Source organism: Streptomyces sp. NPDC056224, assembly GCF_042267665.1.
Lineage (GTDB): Bacteria > Actinomycetota > Actinomycetes > Streptomycetales > Streptomycetaceae > Streptomyces.
On the sequence record NZ_JBHJTK010000008.1, the window covers coordinates 24,271 to 45,896 of the forward strand.

A 21,626-nucleotide genomic window follows, 5' to 3' on the forward strand; every position below is an offset into this window, starting at 1 on the left:
CTCGGCCGGACGCGCCGGTCCGCGCCGGACGCGAGGCCCGACCCGTGACACCGGACTCCGCGAACTCCCCGGCCGCAGGTGGATCGTGGGCTGCCGGTACGAGCACCCCCGCACTCGGCGACGGCCTGCCGGGGCGGGCCGCCGCCGCTCGCCCTGGGGGCCGGGGCGGCCGCCGTGGCCGGGGCGGGGCCGGCCGTGCGGCGGGGGACGGCGCTGTGGGTGGCCTGCGGGCTGTCCGCGGCTGCGGGGTCCGGCCTGCTGACGGACGTGGTGGGACTGCTGTGCGACCAGGGCGCCGACGGCTCCCCGGCGGCGGTACCGCACGCGCTCGGCCTGCTCGGCGCGGTGCTGCTCGCGGGCGCCACCACGCCCCCGTACGGCCGGGCCCGTGGTGGCGCCGCAGCCTTCCGCGGCCTCCCGCCGGGCGCGCCTCGCCGCGTGAGCCTCGCCGCGCGGGCCTCGCCGCGTGCGTGGGAGCGCCGGCCTTCCTTCCGTACGCGGCGATGAAGCCGGCGTGGGCACCGGGCGGCACCTTCGCGGGGATCAGCGGCGGAGACGCCTGCGCCCGCCAAGCGCAACGGGGCGTCGGCCGCGCACGCGCGGGGTCACGGCCGGCCGGTGATCACGGCGGCCAGCACGGTGCCGCGCGGGAAGGTCCCGGAGGCGGTGAGCTCGGCCAGGGCCCAGAGGAGTTTGGCCACGTAGATCCGTTCGACCGGGAAGCCGTGGCGGGTCTCGAAGTCGGCGGCGAAGGCGTCCAGCGCGCCGGGGACGCGGGCGTAGCCGCCGTGGTGGAAGCCCTCGGCCAGGGTCCAGGCGCCGGCCGGGCAGCCGAAGGCCCGGTGCTGGAGGGTGCGTATCTCGGCGTCCAGGAACCCGCCCGCCAGGACCGGCACGCCGAGCGCCTCCTGGCCGGGGCCGAGCCCGGCGGCCAGGCCCGCCAGGGTGCCGCCGGTCCCGCAGGCCACCGCGACCACGTCGGCCCGACCGCTCAGCTCCCGGCCCAGCTCGGCGCAGCCCGCCAGGGCGAGGGCGTTGCTGCCGCCTTCCGGGACGACGTACGCCCCCTGCGCACCGGCCCCCTCCAGCAGGCGGGCCAGCGTCCGCGGCTCGGCCTTGCGGCGGTAGTCGGCCCGGGACACGAAGTGCAGCCGCATGCCGTCCGCCGCGCACCGGGCGAGGGAGTCGTTGAGGGGCCGCCCGGCCAGCTCGTCGCCGCGCACGACGCCGATGGTCCGCAGGCCGAGCAGCCGCCCGGCGGCGGCCGTGGCCCGCAAGTGGTTGGAGTAGGCCCCGCCGAAGGTGGCCAGCGTGTCGTGCCCGGCGGCCACCGCGGCGCGCAGGTTCGGCGCGAGCTTGCGCCACTTGTTCCCGGGCAGCTGCGGGTGCACCAGGTCGTCCCGCTTCAGCAGCAGCCGCACGCCGTGCGCGGCGAACCGGTCGTCCGCCGCCTCGACGAGCGGTGACGGCGGACGGGGGCGCAGTTCGGGGTGGGTCACCCGGCCATTGTCCCCCGGTACCCGGAGGGTGCCCCGGTCCTCGGGTCGGGGAGGAACCCGGGGTCGCCGCATCTGCCGCCACCGCTGATCGCGGAAGGCGCGACGAACCGACGAACCGACGAACCGACGGACCGCCGGGCGGCGTGAGGCAGGAATCCCCCTCGTCCAGGAGGGGGAGGACTCATTTCAGGCGTTCGGCCACGCGTTCGCGCAGGGAGCTCATCGTGAAGCCCTTGGGATCGATCTTGCCGGGCTGCCATTCGCGGTGGCCGATCACCGAGCGGGCCGTCCAGGCGTGGAACCGGCAGACGGCCGCCGCCGCGCGGGTGATCGCGTCGAGTTGTACCGCCGGCCAGGGGTCCTTGCCGTCGCCGAGGTTCTCGCACTCGAAGCCGTAGAAGTGGCGGTTGCCGTCGGTGGTCGCCTCGTTGTCGGGCGGGAGCCGCCTCTCCGCGATCACCGCCGCCAGGACGTCGGGGTCCCCGGCGCCCGCGTGGTTGGCGCGGCCGTAGCCGACCAGGTGCACACGGCCGTCCTTGGCGATCACGCCGTGGCAGAGCGGGCCCGGCAGGGCCGGGTCGCCGTCGCGGCAGAGCCGGACGGTGTACGGGGTGCCGTGGGTGACGGTGTGGTGGATCATCACCCCGTGGACCGGCCCCCAGGGGCCCTTGTGGTTGCGGTTGTGGGTGCGCCAGGCGCCGACTTCGACGACGGTCAGACCTTCGTGCCGCAATGCGCTGATGAATCGGTCCGCAGACATGGGTGCGGCCATGGCCGCCTCCTTTACGGTGCGTGACGGACACGGTGTGTGCGTGTCTCGTTACACTCCGGTTTAGCGGAGGCGGCTCTTCCGCGGCTAGGGCGTGTTCCGGCCAGTCATCAGGCGGAAGCCAGCCACAGGTCCGGGCCGAACACCTCGTAGTGGATGTCGCCGGCGCGCACGCCCTTGGCGATCAGCTGCTCGCGCACGGACTTCATGAAGGGGAGCGGCCCGCACAGGTAGGCCTGGGTGCCGGGGGCGACCGGGACCGCCGACAGGTCCATCAGGCCCTCGCCGTCGCCCGGCTCCGCCGCCTCCTCGTACCAGAAGTGGGCCGAGGCGCCGGGCAGCTTGTGCGTCAGGGCCCGGTGGTCGGTGCGCAGCGGGTGGTCGGCCGGGGAGCGGTCGGCGTGCAGGACGGTCACCGGGGCGGTGTGCCCGGTGTCGGCCAGGTGCTCCAGCATCGAGAGCATCGGGGTGCAGCCGATGCCGGCCGAGGCGAGCAGCACCGGGGCCGCGGAGTCCTGCAGGACCAGGTCGCCGTAGGGCGCGGAGATCCGCAGGGTGTCACCGGCGTGGACGTGGGCGTGCAGGTGGTTGGAGACCTCGCCGTCCGGGCCGGCCGCGGACGGCCCGTGCACGCGCTTGACCGTGATCGTGCGGACCGGGGATCCGGGGGCGCTGGAGAGGCTGTACTGGCGGATCTGGCGGGCGCCGTCCGGGAGTTCGACCTGGACCGAGACGTACTGGCCGGGCAGGTGGGCCGGGGCCGGGGCGCCGTCGGCCGGGGCGATGCTGAAGGTGGTGCAGTCCGCGGTCTCCTCCGTCCGGCCGGTGACGGTCCACTCGCGCCACACGTCCCCGGCGACGACGTGCTGTTCGGCGTAGAGGCGCTCCTCGATGGCGATGAGGGCGTTCGCCATCAGCCAGTAGACCTCGTCCCAGGCGGCCGCGACCTCGGGGGTGACGGCCTCGCCGAGGACCTCGACGATCGCCTCGAAGAGGTGCTGGTGGACGATCTGGTACTGGTCGCGGGTGACGCCCAGGGAGGCGTGCTTGTGGGCTATGCGGCCGAGCATCACGTCGGGGCGGGTGTCCGGCTGGGCGACGAGGTGGGTGGCGAAGGCGGCGATGGAGCCGGCGAGGGCCTGCTTCTGGAGACCGGCGTTCTGGTTGCCCCGGTTGAAGAGGTCGCGCAGGAGTTCCGGGTGGGCCGCGAACAGCTTCGTGTAGAAGAGCTCCGTGATGTCGCCGATCGCCGCACCCACGGCGGGCAGGGTGGCTCGTACGGTCTCCGTGGACTTCTCGGACAGCATCAGGTCTCCTCGTTAATTGGTATTTCACATACGAATTATTCGGCAGGGTGGCCGCCCGTCGGGGGGCGGGCTTCTGTTCGAACTTCCCGTCCGGGCCAGGTTAGGCGGACTCGGGATCGGCTTGTATCGGCCATCCGGCCCGGCCGTCAGGGCCCTTCGGCCCTCTTCGGCGCGCTGCCCGAGATGCCCAGCAGCAGCGGGCCGGTCGGGGCCGCCACCAGGTCGTTCACCGTCAGCGGGTCCAGGGTGGCGAAGAAGGCCTCCTGGGCCCGGCGCAGCGCACCGCGCAGCACGCAGGCGCTGCGCAGCGGGCAGGGCGTGGTGCCGTCGCAGTCCACGACGTCGCCCGCGCCCTCCAGTTCGCGCACCACCCCGCCGACCGAGGCGGCGCGTCCGGCGGGGGTCAGGGTGAGCCCGCCGCCGCGGCCGCGGCGCGCCTCGACCAGGCCGAGGTGCTGCAGCCTGGCGACCACTTTGGCGGTGTGGGTGTACGGGACCTCCATGACCGCCGCCACCTCGCGGGTGGTCGGGAGGTCCGTCCCCACGGCGGCCAGGCGCATCAGGACGCGCAGGGCGACGTCGGTGAATCGGGTCAGGCGCATGCCTTCACCCTAGGAAAACTTGCATCGGGCGTGCAAATTAACTCGGTGTGATCCCGCTCATGGCTGAAAGCGGTGGGTTCGGAGGGGTCCGTGGGAAACAAGTCGACCCGAGAGGGTGCCCCGACCCCGGACGGAGTAGTCCCACCCTTTTGTGTAATGGTCCCACCACGTTCCGTGCTGGAAGGCTGACCCTGCAGATCCATGGAGTGATCGAAGGGGAAATACATGTCGGTCCAGGCAGGTTCCGAATCCGAGACCCTGACGCCGCAGCGCAGTCTGGGGACATCGGCCGCGCGGAACTTGGCAACCACGACCAAGTCCGCGCCGCAGATGCAGGAGATCACTTCGCGGTGGCTGCTGAAGATGCTGCCGTGGGTCTCGGTGCAGGGCGGCACGTACCGCGTCAACCGCCGGCTGAGCTACACGGTCGGCGACGGACGCGTGCAGTTCATCAAGACCGGGACCCAGGTCCAGGTGATCCCGGCCGAGCTCGGTGAGCTCCGGCTGCTGCGCGACTACGAGGACCTCGAGGTCCTCGGCGAACTCGCCCAGCGCTTCCAGCAGATCGACTTCGAGCCCGGTCAGGAGCTGACCTCCTTCGGCAGCCCCTCCGGCCAGGTGTTCCTGCTCGCCCACGGCCGCATCGACCAGATCGGCCCGGGCCCCTACGGCGAGGACGCCGTCCTGCGGACCGTCGCCGACGGCGCCCACTTCGGCGAGGACTCCCTCGTCGACGAGGAGGCGATCTGGGAGTACACCGCCCGCGCCGCCACCTCCGGCACCGCGCTCGCCTTGTCCCGGCGGGACTTCCAGCTGCTCGCCGACCGCGTCGACTCGCTGCGCGAACACGTGGAGAGCGTGACCGCGCAGCCCGCCCGGCACACCAACAAGTACGGCGAGGCGGCGATCGAGCTCTCCGCCGGCCACCAGGGCGAGGCCGTGCTCCCCGGCACCTTCGTGGACTACGAGGCCCACCCGCGCGAGTACGAACTCTCCATTGCACAAACGGTCCTGCGGGTGCACACGCGCGTCGCCGACCTCTACAACCAGCCGATGAACCAGACCGAGCAGCAGTTGCGGCTCACGGTCGAGGCGCTGCGCGAGCGCCAGGAGCACGAGATGCTCAACAACCGCGAGTTCGGCCTCCTCCACAACGCCGACTACGACCAGCGCATCCAGCCGCACCACGGCGCGCCCACCCCCGACGACATGGACCAGCTGCTCAGCATGCGGCGCGGCTCCAAGCTCTTCCTCGCCCACCCCAAGGCCATCGCCGCCTTCGGCCGCGAGTGCAACAAGCGCGGGCTGTACCCGGAGTCGGTGGACATCGGCGGCAACCGGGTGCCGGCCTGGCGCGGTGTGCCGATCTTCCCGAGCAACAAGATCCCGATCAGCGACGCCCGCACCACCTCGATCCTGTGCATGCGTACGGGCGAGGACGAGCAGGGCGTGATCGGCCTGCACCAGCCCGGCATCCCGGACGAGATCGAGCCGAGCCTGTCGGTCCGCTTCATGGGGATCAGCGAGCAGGCGATCATCTCCTACCTGGTCACCGCCTACTTCTCCGCCGCGGTGCTGGTGCCGGACGCGCTCGGCGTGCTGGAGAACGTCGAGATCGGCCGCTGGCGCTGAGCGCGGTGAACGCCGCCCTGGCGACCGGCGAGGGCCAGGAGGCCGCGGCCTTGCTGGAGCGGGCCAGGGAAACGGTCGACCCGGAACTGCGCCGGACCGTCGAGAGCCTGCCCGGTTCGATGCGGCGCGTCGCGATGTACCACTTCGGCTGGGAGCACGCGGACGGCACCCCGGCCGCGGGCAACGCCGGGAAGGCCATCCGGCCCGCCCTGGTGCTGGCCGCGGCCCGGGCCCGGCGAGGGCCGGGCGGACCGGTGGACGACGTCGTCCGGGCGGCCGCCGCCGTGGAGCTGGCGCACAACTTCACGCTGCTGCACGACGACGTCATCGACAAGGACGCCCGGCGCCGCGGCCGGCCCACCGCCTGGACCGTCTTCGGGACGCCGGACGCGATCATCACGGGCGACGCCATGATGGCGCTCGCGCTGCGGCTGCTCGCGGAGGATCCGCACCCGGCCGCGGCGGCGGCCTCGGCCCGGCTCGCGGCCTGCGTCATCGAGCTGTGCGCGGGCCAGCAGGCGGACTGCGCCTTCGAGCGGCGTCCGAACGTCTCGCTCGACGAGTGCCTGACCATGGCGACGGCCAAGACCGGGGCCCTGCTGGGCTGCGCCTGCGCGCTGGGCGCGCTGTACGCGGGCGCCGGGCCGGACGAGGTCGACGCGATGGACGCCTTCGGGCGGGAGGCCGGTCTGGCCTTCCAGCTGATCGACGACCTGATCGGCATCTGGGGGGATCCGGGGCACACCGGCAAGCCCGCCGGGGCGGATCTGCTCGCCCGCAAGAAGTCCCTCCCGGTCGTGGCCGCCCTCACCTCGGGCACCGCGGCGGGGGAGGAGCTGGCGGTCCTGTACGCGGGACCCATGACCGGGGACGACGTGCACAAGGCGGCCGACGCGGTGGACCGGGCCGGCGGGCGGGACTGGGCGCAGGCCCATGCCGCCGACCGGATGGGCCGGGCCGTGCAGCAGCTGTCCCGGGCGGTACCGGACCTCGGGGCGGCGGGCGGACTGCTGGCGCTCGCGGAGTTCGTGACGCGCCGCACGCGGTGACCGCGTGACCGCGTGAGGGGCGTGCGGGCGGGCCTGTTCCGGCACCGGATGGTGCCGGAACAGGCCTTACCGCGTTCCCGCCCCAACTCTAAGATCGCTCACGGTTGTTGACGCGTGAGTGAAGGGTGTGACCAGTGGCGCTGGAGATACGTCAGGCTGCTCAATCGGACCGGGACGCGGTCGCGCGCCTCCTCGACGAGGCCTTCCGCACCGACCCGGTGAGCAGCTGGGTCTTCCCGGACCCGGAACACCGGGCCGCGGTGCACGGCAGGTTCCTGGGCGTCTTCGTGGACGTGGCGCTGGCCGAGGGGCGGATCGACCTCGCCGCGGACGGCTCGGCGGCCGCGCTGTGGCTGCGGATCCCGGCGGGCGAGCCGGAGGGCGAGGACGAGATCCCGGCGAAGATGCGGGCGGTGGCCGACCCGGACAACGAGCGCTGCGAGCTCGTGGGCCGCCTCACGGGCGCGGTCCACCCCACGGCGGAGGAGCACGAGTACCTGCTGATGATCGCGGTCGCCCCCGGCCGGCAGGGCGAGGGGCTGGGCACCGAGCTGATCCGCCCCGTCCTGGAGCGCTGCGACCGGGAGGGCGTGCCGGCGTACCTGGAGGCCAGCAGCGAGCGCAGCGGCCGGCTCTACGAGCGGCTCGGATTCGCGCACACGGGGTCGCCGGTGCGGCTGCCCGACGGACCGCTGATGTGGCCGATGTGGCGCAAGCCGAACGGGGTCGCACAACCCGTTGCGTAACCACTTTGCCTGAAGTACTTTAAGTGGCGTGCCTCCGGAGCGGTGGCACCGTCGAACGGAAGAGACTCGCTTGCGCAAGCTCACGTACTTCATCGCCACGTCGGTCGACGGCTTCATCGGGGCCCCGGACGGCGACGGCGAGTTCTTCTACACCCACCTCGACCGCGAGTTCATCGACTTCCTCAAGGCCGAGTACCCGGAGACCATCGCGGCCCAGGGGCGCGCCCACCTCGGGATCGAGGGCGCCGAGCCGAAGCGCTTCGACGCGGTGCTCATGGGGCGCAACACCTACGAGCCGGGCCTGAAGCAGGGCGTCACCAGCCCGTACGGCCACCTGGCCGAGCAGTACGTCGTCTCGCGCTCCCTCACCGCCGCGCCGGACCCGCAGGTCCAGCTGATCAGCGGGGACGTGGCGGCCCGGGTCCGTGAGCTCAAGGCCCGCGAGGGACTCGGGATCTGGCTGTGCGGCGGGGCCGACCTGGCCACCCAGCTGATCGACGAGATCGACGAGTTCGTCGTCAAGACGTACCCGGTCTTCGTGGGCACCGGGATGCCGATGTCCCGGGCGGGCTTCGGCGTGCGTCCCCTGGAACTCACCGGGTTCAAGGCCCTCGGCGGCGGCCAGGTCGTGACCACGTACGCCGTCACGCGCTGACACGCGCTGACCCTCCACGCACGCCGAAACCGGCCTACCGTGGACGTATGGCCGGTGAACAGCGGGAACAGCACGAGCGCGGGACGATCGCCCCGCAGGCCGGGCACGAGCAGCAGGTGTGCCCGGCCTGCGGGAGCCCCGTGGACACGGTGCTCAGGCGGCGCAAGTCCCTGGGGATCTTCATCCCGGAATGGGTTCCGGGTTCCTGCAGGAACCCGGAGTGCCCCCGGTACACCTCCCCGGCGGGCCAGGGCGGGTGACGAGCGCCCCGCCCGGCCCGGAGGGACCCGGGCCCGGACGGACCTAGCCCTTCGTCCCCAGGCCGGAGGCGACGAGGCCGTTGGCCCACAGCTGGTTGACGCGCGCCCGTTCGGTGCTGTTCGGGGTCGCGTTCTGGCACGAGGTGCCCGGGCCGCCGCCCGACATCAGCTCGCTGCACGGGCCCGAGTAGTGGTCCGGCAGGCCCAGCACGTGGCCCGTCTCGTGCGCGGTCACCCGGGTGGAGTTGTACTGCTGGTTCTGCCGGTAGTCGAGGAAGATGTACCCCCGGCCGTGCCCGTCCGTGCTCGCGTACGAACCGCGTGAGTCGTTGCCCTCGCGGTACGAGAAGTTCCCGCCGGAGGACACCTCCTGCAGCTTGACGTTGCTCACCGAGCTGTTCCAGATCTGCGTGGAGCGGGCTATCTGGGTGCGGAAGCTCGGCGCGTTGCGGGTGTTGTAGGTGACGGTCACGGCCAGGACGCCCGGGTTCGCGGCGCGCTGCTCGGCGACCGAGCGCTGCACGGCGTCGAAGAAGGCCCGGTTGGCGGCCTGGTTCTCCTGCGAGTTCTCGTACGCCGCGTAGCTCGCGGGAGTTCCGGCGGGGGCGGTGGCGGCGCTGGCGGTGGGGACGACGCCGAGGCCGGCGGCGAGGCCGAGGCCGATGGTGGCGGCCAGAACGGCCTTACGGGAGTGGCGCATGTGGGGGAGCTCCTACTCGTCCGGTGCGGTGGGGGGTGGTCGTTCGTGACCGGAGTCTGCGGGAGCGGAAGTGCCCGGCGGATGATGTCACTCCGCGATAGCACGGGCCTATCGGGAAGATTTCGACAGATCAACTGGTGTGAGAATGGCGGGATTCGGGGGGCTATCGGCGGCTGGTGCGGCCCGCGGGCCGCGGCCTACCCTCTGGGCATGGAGCTTGAGGTCAGGCACCTGCGCGCGCTGTGCGCCATCGCCGACGCCGGAAGCCTGCACAAGGCCGCCCGGCAGCTCGGCGTGAGCCAGCCCTCCCTGACGACGCAGCTGCGCCGCATCGAACGCGCCCTGGACGGCGAGCTGTTCCTGCGCGAACGGACCGGCTGCCGGCCGACCCCCTTCGGCCGCACCGTACTGGGCCGGGCCCGTCCGCTGCTCGCCGAGATGGCGGCGCTGGTGGCGGACGCCCGGGCGCTGGCCCACGGGCCGCGGCTGCGGATCGGCTCCACGGCCAGCCGCGCGCTGCCCGGCTGGCTGCGGCGGATCCACCGCCGGCTGCCCGATACCGAGACCTCGCTGGTGGTGGACGTGTCCGCCAACGCGCTCCTGCGGATGGTGGATTCAGGCCAGCTGGACGTGGCCTTCGTGCACGAGGTGGAGGGCTGCCCGCTGCGGGTGCCGGCCGGGCTGCAGCTGCACGTGCTGATGGAGCGGGAGCCGCAGTTCGTGTCGATGTCCCGGGACCATCCGGCCGCCCGGCAGTCGGTGGTGTCCTTACGGGACCTGGCCGCCGACCGCTGGATGGTGGACCCGTCGGTCGACGGCGAATGGGACGGCCTGCGGCGGGTGTTCGCCGGGGCCGGGCTGGACCCCCCGGTGCTGCACGCGGATTACCACACGGCGGCCTCGCTGATCGTCTCCGGCGAGGCGGTGGCCCCCTGCCAGCCGACCTCCGGTCCGCGCGTGGACATGGCCATCCGGCCGCTGTCGGGCGACCCACTGGCCGTACGGCTGCTCCTGGCGACCCGGCCCGGCGCGCACGCGGAGGTCTACGAGGACCTCCGCGCCGCGTACCGCGAGGCGGCCATGCGGACGCCGCCGTACCGGGCGTGGCTGCGCCACCATGCGAGCCCGCTGCTCGAAGCGGCGTAACGCGGGGGCCGGATCCGGCCACGGCCCTCCCGAGATGCCCGGTGGGCCGGCGCACGGAGCCGGATGCGGTGCACCGCACGGCGGAGGGACCGGCGCCCGGTGCGGGGTCTATCCGGGCGCTTTGGCCCGCGGCGCGGTGCCATGGCCGGCGTCGCGCGCCCGCCGGGGATTGCGGTCAGGTCCGGTCTCGCGGCGTGCGGGCCCGGTCGTACGCCAGGGACAGCGCGCCCTGTGCCACCAGGACCGCGCCCGCCGCCGCCCACCCCGCGCTGCGCCGGCGCGCCGCCCACAGCAGGAGCGGCGTGCCCGCCGCGACCTGGGCCGCGCCCAGCAGCCGGGCCCTCGGGCCACGGACCCACGGGCCCAGCCGGCCCTCCTCCACCACGTCGAGTTCCGCCCGCACCGCGTCGCGCCAGCCGGACCACTCCACCGTCTCGGCGCCGGGCGCGACCCGGGCCGCCCCCCGGAGCCGGTCGGCGGGTTCGCCGGGTCCGAGCCCCGGGGGCAGGGCCAGTCCGGCGCGGGTGAGCAGGGCGATCAGGCCGAGGAGGCGGGCCGTACCGTCCGCGGCCGGGTCGGGCCGGGTGAGCCGCTCCAGTTCCTCCAGGTCGAGTACGGGGTCCAGGCCGAGCCGCGCGGACAGGGCCCGCATGGCGTCCGGCTCGCCGGACGGGCGGCCGCGCTCGTCCCACGCGCAGGCGGCGGTGCGCCGGAACCCGCTCGACAGGGCGAAGCCCGTCCGCCCGCCCTCCCACCACACGCTCAGCACGGGCCGGCCGGCGCCGATCGCCATCGCCGCACCCCACCCGGCCAGCACCTCGGCCACGGTCTCCTCATCGCCCAGCCAGGGTTCGGCCTCCGGCACGAGCACGCTCCACTCGCCGGCCGGAGCCAGCAGCAGGCGTACGCGGAGCAGGTGCGCGGCGGGACGGACCGCGAGGGGTTCGGCCCGGCAGAGCAGCAGTCCGCCGGCGGTGGTCTGGGAGATCTGCATGCCCACACGCTAAGGCAAACCGTCCTATACCGGAGATTTCGGGAGCGCGCTTGACTTCACTCGACCGCGATATATCGTGTTACTCAGAAGACGCGATATGTTGCGTGCGTCGAGTCCCGTCCGTGAGCGCACGAGGAGGATCAGCCCCATGGCAGAGCAGACGTCACAGTCGACGTGGCACCTCGCCGACCCGCAGAAGCTCGCCTTCGAGCAGCCGGTGACCGAGCTCCGCGTCCGGCTCGTGAGCGGCACGGTCAACGTGGTCGCCGCCGAGGAGGGCCCCGCCCGCCTGGAGGTGACCGAAGTCGAGGGACCGCCCCTGTACGTGGTGCAGGACGGCGGCACCCTCACCGTCTCCTACGAGGACCTGCCCTGGAACGGTTCCCGGGGCTTCAAGGAGTGGTGGGAGACCAAGCCGTGGAAGGCCTGGGCCGGTTCCGCCTCCGGACGCAAGGTGTGGGAGCGCAGCGCCGCCGTCACCCTGACCGTCCCCGCCGCCACCCGGGTGCAGCTGGCCGCGGTCGACGCCACCGCCTTCGTCTCCGGGATCTCCGGCGGCACCGACGTCAACGGCGTCTCCGGCGACGCCACGCTGGTCGGACTGTCGGGCCCGGTCAAGGCGCACACGGTCTCCGGCAGCGTCGAGGCCCAATCCGTCACCGGCGACCTCGGCTTCCACTCGGTGTCCGGCGGCCTGACGGTGGTCGACGGCGCGGGCGTGAGCGTAAGGGCCGACTCGGTCAGCGGGGACATGCTCATCGACCTGGACCTCGACCCGTCGGCCCCGCGGCCGGTGGACATCGCGCTGAAATCCGTCTCCGGCCAGGTCGCCATCCGGCTGCCGCACCCCGCCGATGCCCGCGTGGAGGCCAACACCGCCACCGGTGGCGTCTCCAACGCCTTCGAAGACCTGCGGGTCTCCGGCCAGCTGGGCTCCAAGCGGATCACCGGCACCCTCGGCTCCGGCACCGGCACCCTGCGGGCCACCACGGTCTCGGGCGCGATCGCGCTGCTGCGCCGTCCGCAGGCCGGGGCCGACACCCCCCTCGTGCTCGACAAGAAGGTGCTCTGACATGCCGCCCGTCTTCGCTCACGGCCGCCTCCGCCTCTACCTCCTCAAGCTGCTGGACGAGGCCCCGCGCCACGGGTACGAGGTGATCCGCCTGCTGGAGGAGCGCTTCCAGGGCCTGTACGCGCCCTCCGCGGGCACGGTGTACCCGCGCCTGGCCAAGCTGGAGACCGAGGGCCTGGTCACGCACGCGACCGAGGGCGGGCGCAAGGTGTACTCGATCACCGAGGCGGGCCGGGCCGAACTGGCCGACCGCAGCGGTGAACTCGCCGACCTGGAGCTGGAGATCCGCGACTCGGTCACCGAACTGGCCGCCGAGATCCGCGACGACGTCCGGGGCGCGGCGGGCGACCTGCGGCGCGAGATGCGGGCGGCGGCCTCCGCGTCGGCGACCCGCGTCGAGGACGAGTCCTGGCAGGCGGCCAAGGAGGAGCTGCGCAAGGCGCGCCAGGAGTGGAAGGAGCAGGCTCGGCGGGCGAAGGACGAGAGCCGCCGGGCCCGCGAGGAGGCCCAGCAGGCCCGCCGCCAGGCCAAAGAGGCCCAGGAGCGGGCGCGCGAGGAGGTCCAGCGCATAGCGGGACAGCTCCAGGAGCAGTTCGCCAAGTCGGGCGGCGTGCTGGGCAGTCTGGCCGGAGCCTGGCTCGGCGGCTCCGCGCCGGCCGGGCCCGCCGCGTCCGGAACGCCGCTGGTGGTGGACACGGACTGGGCCGAGGACCTGACGCCCTCCGGCGACGCGGCCCGCGACCTCGACCGGCTGCTGGACCGCTTCCGTGACGACGTCCGCGACGCGGCCCGGGACCACGGCGTCTCCGCCGCCCAGCTGGCCGAGGCGCGCGCCCACCTCGCGGCGGCGGCCTCCCGCCTCACCGGCACGCTCCACAAGGCATAGGCCGCAGGCTCAGGCTCCAGGGCTCAGGCTGCCAGGCCCGTCTCGGCCGTCCCGTAGGTGATCCCGTGGTCCGTCAGGACCTCGCAGACCGTGCCGGGGCGGGAGAGCAGGGCCAGCAGCAGGTGCAGGGTGCCGATGTGGCGGTCCTTGCGGCCCAGGGCGATGCGGAGGGACTGTTCCAGGACCTTCTTCGAACCCCGGGTGAAGGGGACGTGCCGGTCGTCCGGCTCCGGGCGGCCGAGGGCCGAGCGGAGCGAGGCCCCCAGCGTCCGCCGCCGGGGAGCCGCCGGGGACAGGGCGCCCTCGCCGTGGGTCTCCTCGACCCGGGAGACGATCTGCGAGAGGTCGATGCCGAGCCCGGCCAGCGCCTCCTCGTCGGCCCTGGACATCCCGCCGCGGCGGCGGGCCGCGGCGAGGCCGGCGGCCACCGCTTCGCGGTCCACACCCAGGGGATCCAGGGCTCCTTGGCCGAGCAGGGCGAGCAGCAGGTGCTCCTCGGCGACCGTGGCGGACCCGGCGCGCCGGGCCTCGGCGACGGCGCCCGTCACGGTGTCGCGGGCCTCGGTCGTGAAGCGTTCGAACATCAAACCCTCCCGTGCTTCTTGTGCACGGCCTGCCGGCTGACGCCCAGCTCGGCCGCGATGTCCTGCCAGGACCACCCCTGCGCGCGGGCACTGCGTACCTGTACGGCCTCCAGCTGCTCCAGCAGCCTGCGGAGGGCGGCTACGGCACGCAGGCCCACGCGCGGGTCGCGGTCACCGGCCCGCTCGGCGAGATCGGTGGCTTCCGTCATGAATGTCAATGTAGGTTGACGCGGGAGGGATGTCAACCATTGTTGACGCCTACGGGGTGAGCACGATCTTCCCGAAGAGGTCGCCCGACGCGAGCTTCTCGAAGCCCTCGCGCGCCCGCTCCAGCGGCAGGACCTCGTCGATGACCGGCCGGACCCCGGTGGTCGCGCAGAAGGACAGCAGGTCCTCCAGCTCGTCCTTCGAGCCCATCGTCGAGCCGACCACCTTCAGCTCCAGGAAGAAGATCCGGGTCAGCTCGGCGTGCGCCGGGCGGTCGCCGCTCGTGGCGCCGGAGATGACCAGGGTGCCGCCGGGGCGCAGGGACTTCACCGAGTGGGACCAGGTGGCGGCACCCACCGTCTCGATGACCGCGTCCACCCGCTGCGGCAGCCGCGCGCCCGGCTCGTACGCCTCCACGGCGCCCAGCTCCACGGCCCGCTTGCGCTTGGCCTCGTCCCGGCTGGTGGCGAAGACGCGCAGGCCGGCCGCCTTGCCCAGGACGATGGCCGCGGTCGCGACCCCGCCGCCCGCGCCCTGGACGAGGACGGAGTCGCCGGGGCGGACCCCGGCGTTGGTGAACAGCATCCGGTACGCCGTCAGCCAGGCCGTCGGCAGGCACGCGGCCTCCTCGAACGAGAGCTCGGCGGGCTTGCGCAGGACGTTCCAGGCGGGGACGGTGACCTGCTCGGCGAAGGTCCCCTGGTAGCGCTCGGTCAGGATCGAGCGGGGCTCGTCCGGGCCGACCCCGTGGCCGCTCTGGCCGATCACGGAGTGCAGGACGACCTCGTTGCCGTCCTGGTCGATCCCGGCGGCGTCGCAGCCGAGAATCATCGGGAGTCTTTCCTGGCCGAGGCCGACCCCGCGCAGCGACCACAGGTCGTGGTGGTTGAGGGAGGCGGCCCTGACGTTCACGGTCACCCAGCCGGGCCGGACCTCGGGGGCCGGGCGCTCGCCCAGCTCAAGGCCGTTCAGGGGGTGGTCACGGTCGATTCGGGCGGCATAGGCAGCGAACATGCCGCGACGCTACCGCTCGGTAGCGCGGGGTTCCAGCCTTTCCCGGGACCCCGGCGGTGAGGCCTTCGTCGCACCGGGCCTTCGTCGCACCAGGCCGACGGCGCAACGAGAGAGGGGCCCGGCCGGATCGCTCCGGCCGGGCCCCTGCCCGTACTGCTCAGCGCTGCCGTCAGACCAGACGGGCCACGCCGTCGGCCTTGGCCGCGGCGGCCACGGCCGATGCGACGGCCTCGGCCACGCGCTCGTCGAACGGCGACGGGATCACGTAGTCGGCGGCGAGCTCGTCACCGACGACACCGGCGATGGCGTCGGCGGCGGCGATCTTCATGCCCTCGGTGATCCGGGTGGCGCGCACCTTGAGGGCGCCCGCGAAGATGCCCGGGAACGCCAGCACGTTGTTGATCTGGTTAGGGAAGTCCGAACGGCCCGTGGCCACGACGGCCGCGTACTTGTGGGCGACCTCGGGGTGGACCTCCGGGTTCGGGTTGGCCATGGCGAAGACGAACGCGTCCTTCGCCATCGAGGCCACCGCCTCCTCGGAAACCGTGCCGCCGGAGACGCCGATGAAGACGTCTGCGCCCGCGAGGGCCTGCTCCAGCGAGCCGGTCCGGCCCGTCTTGTTGGTCAGGCCCGCGATCTCCGCCTTGACGTCCGTCAGGTCGGAACGGCCGGCGGACACGACGCCCTTGCGGTCCGTCACGCACACGTCGCCGATGCCCGCGTCCACCAGGATCTTGGCGATGGCGATGCCCGCGGCACCCGCGCCGGAGATCACGGCGCGCAGGTCGCCGAGCGTGCGCCCGGTCAGCTTCGCGGCGTTGCGCAGCGCGGCCAGCGTCACGATGGCCGTGCCGTGCTGGTCGTCGTGGAAGACCGGGATGTCCAGCGCCTCCTGGAGGCGACGCTCGATCTCGAAGCAGCGCGGGGCGGAGATGTCCTCCAGGTTCACCCCGCCGAAGGACGGCGCGAGACGGATGACCGTCTCGATGATCTCGTCCGTGTCCTTGGTGGCGAGCGCGATCGGAACCGCGTCCACGCCGCCGAACTGCTTGAACAGGATCGCCTTGCCCTCCATCACGGGGAGCGAGGCCTCGGGACCGATGTCACCGAGTCCGAGCACGGCCGTGCCGTCGGTGACGACGGCGACCACGTTGGACTTCCAGGTGTACTCGTTCACCAGGTCCGGCTGCTCGGCGATGGCGGTGCACACCTTCGCCACGCCGGGGGTGTACGCGAGGGAAAGGTCGTCCTTGTTGTTGACCGGCACCGTGGCCTGGATGGCCATCTTGCCGCCCCGGTGCAGCGCGAACACCGCGTCCGGGTTGTTGTCCGTCACGCTGTCACTGCGAGGGTTGAAGATCTCCGCTGCCACTGTGTGTGACCCCTTAAGTCCTTTGAATCATTGAGGGTGGCCACTCCTGGTTAAGGGGTGGGCGGGCACCGCGTCCGTACTCCGCATCGACGGTTGGCCCGTCTCCGCGAAGGGGAGGTTCGTACGCGCGGGCGCGCCGCACGCGCGCCCTGAGCCCCGGATGAGGGGTGTAAGGATCTGTTCTACCGGATGAACGCTCACCCAGACGAGTCGATTCCTGCTCGACCTTAGGCCGCATGTCCTGGTTTTGGCTAAAAGTCCAAACGTCTGTGTCCAATGGGCGAGACGCGCAGCAAATAGTGAGCCCAAACTGCCTGGTCGCAGCGTTTTCTGCGGCTCTGAGGCCCTGCATCCGCAGTCCTGTTGGGCGGCCGGGGGTGTCCGTTATCTGATTTTGACCTCACAGGCACCCTGAATGCGCCAGTCCGAATGGCAAGATGCCGTAATCACACAAGGTCGCGACACTCGATGGTGTGTGCCCGACCGTTTTTCGGTGCTTTTCCACCAGCCGGAGGAACCAGCTCATGACCGCAAGCATCACCCGTCGTACGACCGCCGCCCGGTCCCGGATCGCCGCGGTCGGCGCGATCGCGGTTGCCGGCGCCCTGGTCCTCACCGGCTGTGGCGACCAGACCGACAAGGCCTCCACGACGCCGTCGGGCCAGGCGAACAACAGCAGCGCGCCGCTCTTCTCGAAGCTTCCGAAGAAGATCCAGGACGCGGGTGTCATCAAGGTCGGTACGGACGCGACCTACGCGCCGATGGAGTTCACCGAGGGCGGCAAGATCGTCGGTGTCGACCCCGACGTCGCGGCGGCCCTGGCCAAGCAGCTCGGTGTCCAGTTCAAGTTCGAGTCCGGAACCTTCGACACGCTGATCGGCAGCATGCAGACGGGTCGCAGCGACCTGGTCATGTCCTCGCTCACCGACACCAAGGCCCGTCAGGAGGGCCTGGACGACAAGGGCGCCAAGACCGGTGCCGGTGTCGACTTCGTCGACTACTTCTCCGCCTCGACCGGCATCCTGGTCAAGAAGGGCAACCCGGAGGGCATCAAGACCCTCGACGACCTGTGCGGCAAGAAGGTCGCCGTCCAGCGCGGCACGACGTACGAGCAGTCCGCCAAGGACCAGTCCGAGAAGTGCAAGGCGGCCGGCAAGGGCGAGATCGCCATCGAGTCCTTCCCGACCGACGCCGAGGCCCAGACCCGCGTGAAGGCCGGCGGCGCCGTCGCCGACCTGAACGACTCCCCGGTCGCCGCGTACATCGCGCAGACCGCGGGCGGTGGCAACGACTTCGAGGCCGTCGCCAACCCGACCGACGCCGGCCTCTTCGGCATCGCGGTGGACAAGAAGAACACCGAGCTGCGCGACGCGCTCAAGGAAGCCCTCGACGCGGTCATCAAGGACGGCACGTACAAGGCCGCCCTGGACAAGTGGAACGCGGGCTCCGGCGCCGTGACCGAGGCCAAGATCAACGCAGGTTCCTGACCTCCGCGCAGACCGCAGCACACTGAAGGGCAGTCACTGTGACTGACAAGCTCGACAAGGTTCCGGACCCGGCGGACACCCCGCCGGCCGGGACCGCCCACCCCGAGGCGATCCGCGCCATCCCGGTCCGCCACTACGGCCGCTGGATCAGCGGCGTGATCGTCATCGGCCTGGTCGTGGCGCTCGTCGTCGCCTTCTCGCAGGGCAACGTGCGATGGGCGACCGTCCCGGAGAAGCTCCTCGACCCCACCATCCTGCGTGGTGTCGGCAACACGATCTGGATCAGCGTCGCCTCGATGGCCCTGGGCCTGGTGCTCGGTGTCCTCTTCGCCGTGATGCGCCTCTCGAAGAACCCGGTGACCAGCACCATCGCCTGGTTCTACATCTGGCTCTTCCGCGGCACCCCGGTGTACGTGCAGCTCCTCATCTGGTTCAACCTCGCCCTGATCTTCCCGATCCTGAACCTCGGGTTCTACAAGGACGAGATGACCCAGGTCATGACGCCCTTCCTGGCCGCCCTGCTGGGTCTCGGCCTCAACGAGGGCGCGTACATGGCGGAGATCGTCCGGGCCGGCATCCAGTCGGTCGACGAGGGTCAGACCGAGGCCTCGCACGCGCTCGGCATGACCCGGATGCAGACCATGCGCCGCGTCGTGCTGCCGCAGGCCATGCGCGTGATCGTGCCGCCGTCGGGCAACGAGTTCATCAACATGCTCAAGACCTCGTCGCTCGTCGTCGCCGTGCAGTACTTCGACCTGCTGCGCGCGGCCCAGGACATCGCGTCCACGTCGTTCGCGGTGATGGAGATGTTCTTCGTCGCGTCGATCTGGTACCTCGCCCTGACCAGCGTGTTCAGCGTCGGCCAGTACTACCTGGAGCGCCGCTACGCCCGTGGTGCGCTCCGCTCCCTGCCGCCCACGCCGTTGCAGAAGATCAAGGCGAAACTGTCCAGCTTCTCGAACCGCAAGGCGGTGGCCTGATGACGACTGCCATGGTGAAGGCCGAGGGCGTCCACAAGTCCTACGGTGCGGCGCACATCCTCAAGGGCATCGACCTGGAGGTCGCCCCGCGTGAGGTCTTCTGTCTGGTCGGCCCGTCCGGCTCCGGCAAGTCGACCTTCCTGCGGTGCATCAACCACCTGGAGCAGGTCAACGCCGGACGGCTGTACGTCGACGGGACCCTCGTCGGCTACCGCGAGAAGGGCGACAAGCTCTACGAGCTCAAGGACAGCGAGGTCGCGGCGCAGCGACGGGACATCGGCATGGTGTTCCAGCGCTTCAACCTCTTCCCGCACATGACGGCCATCGAGAACGTCATGGAAGCCCCGGTCATGGTCAAGGGCGAGTCCAAGTCGGTGGCGCGCGAGCGTGCCGTACGCCTCCTGGACCGCGTGGGCCTCGGCGACAAGGGCGGGAACTACCCCACCCAGCTCTCCGGTGGCCAGCAGCAGCGCGTGGCGATCGCCCGCGCGCTCGCCATGGAGCCGAAGCTGATGCTCTTCGACGAGCCCACCTCGGCGCTCGACCCGGAGCTGGTGGGTGACGTCCTGGACGTCATGCGGGACCTGGCCGAGTCGGGCATGACCATGATCGTGGTCACGCACGAGATGGGCTTCGCCCGCGAGGTCGGCGACAACCTCGTCTTCATGGACGGCGGCGTGGTCGTCGAGTCGGGGCACCCCCGCGACGTACTGGGCAACCCCCAGCACGACCGGACGAAGGCGTTCCTGTCCAAGGTGCTGTAGTCGCACCCACGGACGGCTGAGGGGTGGTACGGGTTTCCCGTACCACCCCTCACGCGTGTGACCCCAGGTCCCTACTTGAGACCCAGGACCAGCGCGTCCGAGGGGGAGCGCCAGACCGTGCGGGCCTCCGCGAACCCGGCGTCCAGCAGGGTGCCGGCGTGCCAGGCCTCGGTGGGGGTGTCGCCGTCGGCGTGCTCCCCGTAGATCTCGAAGCGCCGCTCCACCGGCTCGGCCAGCGCCGGGTCGGCGGCCGCCAGGGCCCACCACTCGCGCCAGTCCACCGCCCCGGCCGCCTTGGCCCGGTCCATGCCGGCGTGCCGGTGGGCGTGTTCGGCCGCGTCGATGCGCGGGGTGGCCGGGTCGGGCATGTGGTCGGCGTTCATGAACACCCCGCCCGGGCGGACCAGGGGCGCCAGCTGCCCGTACAGGACGGCGAGCTCCTCGCTCGGCAGCCAGTGCAGGGCCGTGGCCGTCAGGACCGCGTCGTACGTGTCGTGCGGCAGGGCCGCCCGCCAGTTGGGGTCCTTGAGGTCGGCGGTCACGAAGGTGACCCGCCGGTCCCCGGCGAAGTGGCCCTCGGCGATGGTCAGCAGCGCCGGGTCGAGATCGACGCCCGTGCTGGTGGCCTCCGGGAACCTCTTGAGGAGGCGGTCCGTGATACTTCCCGTACCGCACGCGAGGTCCAGTACCCGGGGGGCGGGGCCGACCAGGGCCTCGACCATGTCCAGCATCACCCGGAACCGCTCCTCGCGGTCGGGCATGTACCACTCCTGCTGCCGGTCCCAGCTGTCCTGCCATGCCTGCCACGCCTGCCGACCGGTGCCGGTTTCCGCCGTATCCGCCGTATCCGCCATCACGAACCCCTCCATGCGTAATACCCTCGAAGACGTCTCAGCCGTTACCGGAGACATTAATCCGCAGCCGTAAGGACTACAAGTGGAACTGGCCCATTACTCGGACTTCGCCGTGCGCCTGGTCAACACCGAGGAGCCGGCCCGCAACAAGGACTCGTTGACCTCGGTGGACGCCGTCCGCGCCCTGTTCGGTGCCAGCGTGCAGATGGCCCGCCGGGTCACCGACACCGACGTGACCCGCTTCCGCAACGTCCGCGGCCGGCTGCGCGCCGTCTTCGAGGCGGCCGACTGCGGGGACCACGTCCTCGCCGTCGACCTGCTGAACTCGCTGCTCATGGAGTTCCCCGTCAGCCCCCAGGTCTCCGGCCACGAGACCATCGGGGAGGACGGCCGTCCCGACTGGCACCTCCACCTCGCCGAGCACCCCTCGAACGCCTCCGCGGGATACGCCGCCATGGCGGCCATGGGACTGGCCTTCCACGTCACCGAGCACGGCCCCGACCGCCTCGGCCTGTGCCAGGCCGCGCCCTGCCGCAACGCCTACCTCGACACCTCCACCAACCGCTCCCGGCGCTACTGCTCCGACCGCTGCGCCACCCGGGCCAACGTGGCCGCCTACCGTGCCCGCAAGCGGCTGGAGGCCGAGGGGTCCGCCCGGAGCGGACGCACCGCCGAGGCCGCCCAGGAGAGCCGGGCCCTGAGCGAACGCTGATCCTCCCCGCGCGGCCGGATGCGCAGGACCGCCGTCGCCAGCACCAGTTCGCCGGGCACCGGCCCGTAGACGGTGCTGTCGCCGGTCTCGTTGTACGGGTTGTCGCCGAGCACCCACCAGCAGCCGCCCGGCCGCCGCTCCACCGCCCGCTTGATGACCAGCAGGTCCTGCTGGAACGGATGGCGCAGCACCACCACGTCACCCGGACGGACCGCCGCCCCGTACCGGACCAGCACCTGGTCCCCGTGGACCAGCGTCGGCACCATCGACGGCCCGCTCACGTCGACCAGCCCGAAGCGCCCCCGCGGGTGCCCGCTCTCCACCATGCCCGACCT

General features: G+C 72.2%; 25 protein-coding genes. 13 read left to right on the forward strand and 12 right to left on the reverse strand.

The annotated features are described in order from the left end of the window. Window positions 1-78 precede the first annotated feature (78 nt). On the forward strand, window positions 79-507 hold the full coding sequence (locus ACFCZ1_RS13260) for a hypothetical protein (RefSeq protein ID WP_376678484.1): 429 nt from the start codon (window positions 79-81) through the stop codon (window positions 505-507). 98 nt (window positions 508-605) lie between these two features. On the opposite strand, the gene ACFCZ1_RS13265 is transcribed toward ACFCZ1_RS13260, so the two are convergent. The 4 genes from ACFCZ1_RS13265 to ACFCZ1_RS13280 all read right to left on the reverse strand — a co-directional run bounded on the left by ACFCZ1_RS13265 (window position 606) and on the right by ACFCZ1_RS13280 (window position 4,177). Beyond that, the gene (locus ACFCZ1_RS13265; protein ID WP_376678485.1) at window positions 606-1,499 is read right to left on the reverse strand and encodes a 1-aminocyclopropane-1-carboxylate deaminase/D-cysteine desulfhydrase; all 894 of its coding nucleotides are present in this window, start codon (window positions 1,497-1,499) and stop codon (window positions 606-608) included. A gap of 181 nt (window positions 1,500-1,680) precedes the next feature. Further along, complete coding sequence (locus ACFCZ1_RS13270) at window positions 1,681-2,271, reverse strand: N-acetylmuramoyl-L-alanine amidase (protein WP_376678486.1); 591 nt, start codon at window positions 2,269-2,271, stop codon at window positions 1,681-1,683. Between the two features lie 107 nt (window positions 2,272-2,378). Further along, window positions 2,379-3,575, reverse strand: a complete 1,197-nt coding sequence (locus ACFCZ1_RS13275) for a globin domain-containing protein (protein WP_376678487.1) — start codon at window positions 3,573-3,575, stop codon at window positions 2,379-2,381. 146 nt (window positions 3,576-3,721) lie between these two features. After that, a complete protein-coding gene (locus ACFCZ1_RS13280; protein WP_376678488.1) occupies window positions 3,722-4,177 on the reverse strand; it encodes an RrF2 family transcriptional regulator in 456 nt (151 codons plus the stop codon). 225 nt (window positions 4,178-4,402) lie between these two features. Between ACFCZ1_RS13280 and ACFCZ1_RS13285 the strand changes: the two genes are divergently transcribed. The 5 genes from ACFCZ1_RS13285 to ACFCZ1_RS13305 all read left to right on the forward strand — a co-directional run bounded on the left by ACFCZ1_RS13285 (window position 4,403) and on the right by ACFCZ1_RS13305 (window position 8,519). Then, a complete protein-coding gene (locus ACFCZ1_RS13285) occupies window positions 4,403-5,809 on the forward strand; it encodes a family 2B encapsulin nanocompartment shell protein (protein ID WP_376678489.1) in 1,407 nt (468 codons plus the stop codon). Then, on the forward strand, window positions 5,806-6,858 hold the full coding sequence (locus ACFCZ1_RS13290; RefSeq protein ID WP_376678658.1) for a family 2 encapsulin nanocompartment cargo protein polyprenyl transferase: 1,053 nt from the start codon (window positions 5,806-5,808) through the stop codon (window positions 6,856-6,858). Before ACFCZ1_RS13285 ends, ACFCZ1_RS13290 begins: the two co-directional genes overlap by 4 nt. Window positions 6,859-6,992: 134 nt before the next feature. Next, a complete protein-coding gene (locus ACFCZ1_RS13295; RefSeq protein ID WP_376678490.1) occupies window positions 6,993-7,604 on the forward strand; it encodes a GNAT family N-acetyltransferase in 612 nt (203 codons plus the stop codon). Between the two features lie 70 nt (window positions 7,605-7,674). Further along, window positions 7,675-8,259 (forward strand): dihydrofolate reductase family protein, encoded by a 585-nt coding sequence (locus ACFCZ1_RS13300; protein WP_376678491.1) that lies wholly within the window; start codon window positions 7,675-7,677, stop codon window positions 8,257-8,259. 47 nt (window positions 8,260-8,306) lie between these two features. Beyond that, entirely contained in the window at window positions 8,307-8,519 is a 213-nt protein-coding gene (locus ACFCZ1_RS13305; RefSeq protein WP_376678492.1) for a hypothetical protein, read from the forward strand. 43 nt (window positions 8,520-8,562) lie between these two features. On the opposite strand, the gene snpA is transcribed toward ACFCZ1_RS13305, so the two are convergent. Then, on the reverse strand, window positions 8,563-9,219 hold the full coding sequence (gene snpA / locus ACFCZ1_RS13310; RefSeq protein WP_376678493.1) for a snapalysin: 657 nt from the start codon (window positions 9,217-9,219) through the stop codon (window positions 8,563-8,565). Window positions 9,220-9,429: 210 nt separating this feature from the next. Here snpA and ACFCZ1_RS13315 point away from each other — a divergent pair, with 210 nt between their 5' ends. Next, window positions 9,430-10,365: a LysR family transcriptional regulator gene (locus ACFCZ1_RS13315; protein WP_376678494.1), complete on the forward strand. Its 936-nt coding sequence runs from the start codon at window positions 9,430-9,432 to the stop codon at window positions 10,363-10,365. A 175-nt stretch (window positions 10,366-10,540) separates the two neighbouring features. Here the strand turns inward: ACFCZ1_RS13315 and ACFCZ1_RS13320 are convergent, their stop codons facing one another. Further along, window positions 10,541-11,353, reverse strand: a complete 813-nt coding sequence (locus ACFCZ1_RS13320) for a hypothetical protein (RefSeq protein ID WP_376678659.1) — start codon at window positions 11,351-11,353, stop codon at window positions 10,541-10,543. Window positions 11,354-11,507: 154 nt separating this feature from the next. Between ACFCZ1_RS13320 and ACFCZ1_RS13325 the strand changes: the two genes are divergently transcribed. Together ACFCZ1_RS13325 and ACFCZ1_RS13330 are read left to right on the forward strand one after the other, a co-directional pair. Next, window positions 11,508-12,431, forward strand: a complete 924-nt coding sequence (locus ACFCZ1_RS13325) for a DUF4097 domain-containing protein (protein ID WP_376678495.1) — start codon at window positions 11,508-11,510, stop codon at window positions 12,429-12,431. A 1-nt stretch (window position 12,432) separates the two neighbouring features. Then, complete coding sequence (locus tag ACFCZ1_RS13330) at window positions 12,433-13,317, forward strand: helix-turn-helix transcriptional regulator (RefSeq protein ID WP_376678496.1); 885 nt, start codon at window positions 12,433-12,435, stop codon at window positions 13,315-13,317. A 23-nt stretch (window positions 13,318-13,340) separates the two neighbouring features. On the opposite strand, the gene ACFCZ1_RS13335 is transcribed toward ACFCZ1_RS13330, so the two are convergent. The 4 genes from ACFCZ1_RS13335 to ACFCZ1_RS13350 form a co-directional block, all read right to left on the reverse strand. Beyond that, window positions 13,341-13,901: a Clp protease N-terminal domain-containing protein gene (locus ACFCZ1_RS13335; protein ID WP_376678497.1), complete on the reverse strand. Its 561-nt coding sequence runs from the start codon at window positions 13,899-13,901 to the stop codon at window positions 13,341-13,343. Then, window positions 13,901-14,110 carry a helix-turn-helix domain-containing protein gene (locus ACFCZ1_RS13340; RefSeq protein WP_376678498.1) on the reverse strand — a complete coding sequence of 70 codons (210 nt, stop codon included), beginning with the start codon at window positions 14,108-14,110 and terminating at the stop codon, window positions 13,901-13,903. The genes ACFCZ1_RS13335 and ACFCZ1_RS13340 overlap by 1 nt, the downstream gene beginning before the upstream one ends. A gap of 49 nt (window positions 14,111-14,159) precedes the next feature. After that, the gene (locus ACFCZ1_RS13345) at window positions 14,160-15,122 is read right to left on the reverse strand and encodes a zinc-binding dehydrogenase (protein WP_376678499.1); all 963 of its coding nucleotides are present in this window, start codon (window positions 15,120-15,122) and stop codon (window positions 14,160-14,162) included. Between the two features lie 169 nt (window positions 15,123-15,291). Beyond that, entirely contained in the window at window positions 15,292-16,494 is a 1,203-nt protein-coding gene (locus tag ACFCZ1_RS13350) for an NADP-dependent malic enzyme (protein ID WP_376678500.1), read from the reverse strand. A gap of 524 nt (window positions 16,495-17,018) precedes the next feature. On the opposite strand from ACFCZ1_RS13350, the gene ACFCZ1_RS13355 reads away from it, so the two are divergent. From ACFCZ1_RS13355 to ACFCZ1_RS13365, 3 genes are read left to right on the forward strand one after another with little or no spacing between them, the layout of a single operon-like run. Continuing rightward, window positions 17,019-17,981, forward strand: a complete 963-nt coding sequence (locus ACFCZ1_RS13355) for an ABC transporter substrate-binding protein (RefSeq protein WP_376678501.1) — start codon at window positions 17,019-17,021, stop codon at window positions 17,979-17,981. Between the two features lie 38 nt (window positions 17,982-18,019). Continuing rightward, the gene (locus ACFCZ1_RS13360; RefSeq protein WP_376678502.1) at window positions 18,020-18,961 is read left to right on the forward strand and encodes an amino acid ABC transporter permease; all 942 of its coding nucleotides are present in this window, start codon (window positions 18,020-18,022) and stop codon (window positions 18,959-18,961) included. Continuing rightward, on the forward strand, window positions 18,961-19,725 hold the full coding sequence (locus ACFCZ1_RS13365; RefSeq protein WP_376678503.1) for an amino acid ABC transporter ATP-binding protein: 765 nt from the start codon (window positions 18,961-18,963) through the stop codon (window positions 19,723-19,725). Before ACFCZ1_RS13360 ends, ACFCZ1_RS13365 begins: the two co-directional genes overlap by 1 nt. A 71-nt stretch (window positions 19,726-19,796) precedes the next feature. Here ACFCZ1_RS13365 and ACFCZ1_RS13370 read toward each other — a convergent pair whose 3' ends face one another. Further along, window positions 19,797-20,579 (reverse strand): class I SAM-dependent methyltransferase, encoded by a 783-nt coding sequence (locus ACFCZ1_RS13370; protein WP_376678660.1) that lies wholly within the window; start codon window positions 20,577-20,579, stop codon window positions 19,797-19,799. Window positions 20,580-20,661: 82 nt separating this feature from the next. Here ACFCZ1_RS13370 and ACFCZ1_RS13375 point away from each other — a divergent pair, with 82 nt between their 5' ends. Next, window positions 20,662-21,291: a CGNR zinc finger domain-containing protein gene (locus ACFCZ1_RS13375; protein ID WP_376678504.1), complete on the forward strand. Its 630-nt coding sequence runs from the start codon at window positions 20,662-20,664 to the stop codon at window positions 21,289-21,291. On the opposite strand, the gene sodX is transcribed toward ACFCZ1_RS13375, so the two are convergent. Further along, window positions 21,195-21,617 (reverse strand): nickel-type superoxide dismutase maturation protease, encoded by a 423-nt coding sequence (sodX, locus tag ACFCZ1_RS13380; protein WP_376678505.1) that lies wholly within the window; start codon window positions 21,615-21,617, stop codon window positions 21,195-21,197. The genes ACFCZ1_RS13375 and sodX overlap by 97 nt on opposite strands. Window positions 21,618-21,626: the final 9 nt, after the last annotated feature.